Origin of the sequence: Thalassobacterium maritimum (genome assembly GCF_031127805.1) — a bacterium.
GTDB lineage: Bacteria > Verrucomicrobiota > Verrucomicrobiia > Opitutales > Coraliomargaritaceae > Thalassobacterium > Thalassobacterium maritimum.
Window position 1 is genome coordinate 1 of the sequence record NZ_JARXHW010000132.1, and the last position, 1,535, is coordinate 1,535.

The following is a 1,535-nucleotide window of genomic DNA, read 5'->3' on the forward strand; positions in this document are numbered from 1 at the left end:
CAGACGACACAGACAACCCATATAGCCCGCTCGTAAAACTCTAAAAAGCAACTGGACGACTGACCACACAGGCTGGTTGTCTGGTCTCCACGATCGCTGAAAAAATGAAAACATTTCGATGGGCTATTCCCGAACCCGAGCTGAGCAGCATCGAGAAGCATCAGCATCGGTCATACGAAAAGAGAAAAGGAATCAAATCGAATTCGATTGAGTTGGATGATCTCGGGGTCACTCCATTAAACTGGCGAGAGCGTTGGGTCTTGAAAGGATTAAGGAAAAAGAGATCACTTTGGAGCGCCGTCCCCTCGATCCTTTACGCTGTCATGTTCACATTCCTACTCTCTGGACACGAAGAACAAAAACCGATGATTTGGATTTTTTGGATCATTGCCTTTCTAGTAATCCGTGAAACTATCGAAAGCATGGCGATTCGAGATATTCTCTTACGCTTGAAAACCAAAAGGAGCGACCAAGACGCTACTGGACAACGTCGCTAACGCGCGCGCCAGAGCCACGTTGGAAAATTATATGAAACGAATCCTTACCTCATTCATGTTGCTAATCAGTCTCTCTGCTGGACTGGTAGCATCAACCGAGAAGGAGAAAGAACTTGAGGATTTTAAGAGGTTTGGAATTCAAGAGATTTCACTTAATGTTTTCTACGACATCTTTAGGTTAGCGAGAAATGACATCTCGCTCCGAGATGATGAATTTCACTACCCAGTCCTTGAAGAAAATGAAGAAATATACAAACGGCTCGATGATGTATTTTCGGTGATCAAGGATGACCGTATTTTCTTTGAAGGAAGCCACCCATTCTTATGGGCATACAGGATTAAAGAAAATGAGTGGCTCGCAATCTTCATTCACATAAAAATAGAAAATGAACCGGGATCATATTTTATTCAGCAGAATTTGCGTTACTCCGACGGAGGGTATTTCACACAGGACATGCGTCTCTACAGAACAGAAGAAGAAATTGCACATTTGATATCACTGGTTGACCGCCTACCATTTATTTTACGATATACTCCCGTTTACTTCACTCCACGAAAAGAAAAGGATTCCAACCAGTCGGGAGATGACAACTCCGAGTAGCGCTGCCGCGCTACTCTCCGCGCATCCCCTTCACGTTAGGTAATTGAATGAAAGAAATCGACCAACTCCCCAAACACGTCCGTCAAATTTGCCGTCAGCTGAATGATTTCGTAGGTTCAGGAAAAAGAAACGTCAGTGGAGCGTATTTACCTTGGAACACTTTCTCAGAAGACGAGAAAAAGGAAATTTTCGAACACATCAGAGCATGGGAGAATCGAGGCTACTTGGAAATCATTGGGTTGCTGGATGAATGGGAATCTGAAAAGGTATGCTACAGAATGAACAACTTTATCTATGCACTTGAACCACTTCCGAGCAATTGGCTCAGGGAAAACTAAAGACCTAAATCGAGTAGGTGACGCCGCACGGGACGCCACCTCTCACACCACCTGCCGTGCGGGACCGCAGCCAGACTGATCGACGTGCTACGCAGTCTG

3 protein-coding genes are annotated in these 1,535 nt (G+C 45.0%); all 3 read left to right on the forward strand.

The genetic code is table 11. The features are described from left to right. The first annotated feature begins 104 nt into the window (after positions 1-104). The 3 genes from QEH52_RS19570 to QEH52_RS19580 are packed head-to-tail and all read left to right on the forward strand — an operon-like array spanning position 105 to position 1,436. Positions 105-497: a hypothetical protein gene (locus tag QEH52_RS19570; protein WP_308952646.1), complete on the forward strand. Its 393-nt coding sequence runs from the start codon at positions 105-107 to the stop codon at positions 495-497. A gap of 31 nt (positions 498-528) precedes the next feature. Then, positions 529-1,098 carry a hypothetical protein gene (locus tag QEH52_RS19575; RefSeq protein ID WP_308952647.1) on the forward strand — a complete coding sequence of 190 codons (570 nt, stop codon included), beginning with the start codon at positions 529-531 and terminating at the stop codon, positions 1,096-1,098. A 47-nt stretch (positions 1,099-1,145) separates the two neighbouring features. Next, complete coding sequence (locus QEH52_RS19580) at positions 1,146-1,436, forward strand: hypothetical protein (RefSeq protein WP_308952648.1); 291 nt, start codon at positions 1,146-1,148, stop codon at positions 1,434-1,436. Positions 1,437-1,535: the final 99 nt, after the last annotated feature.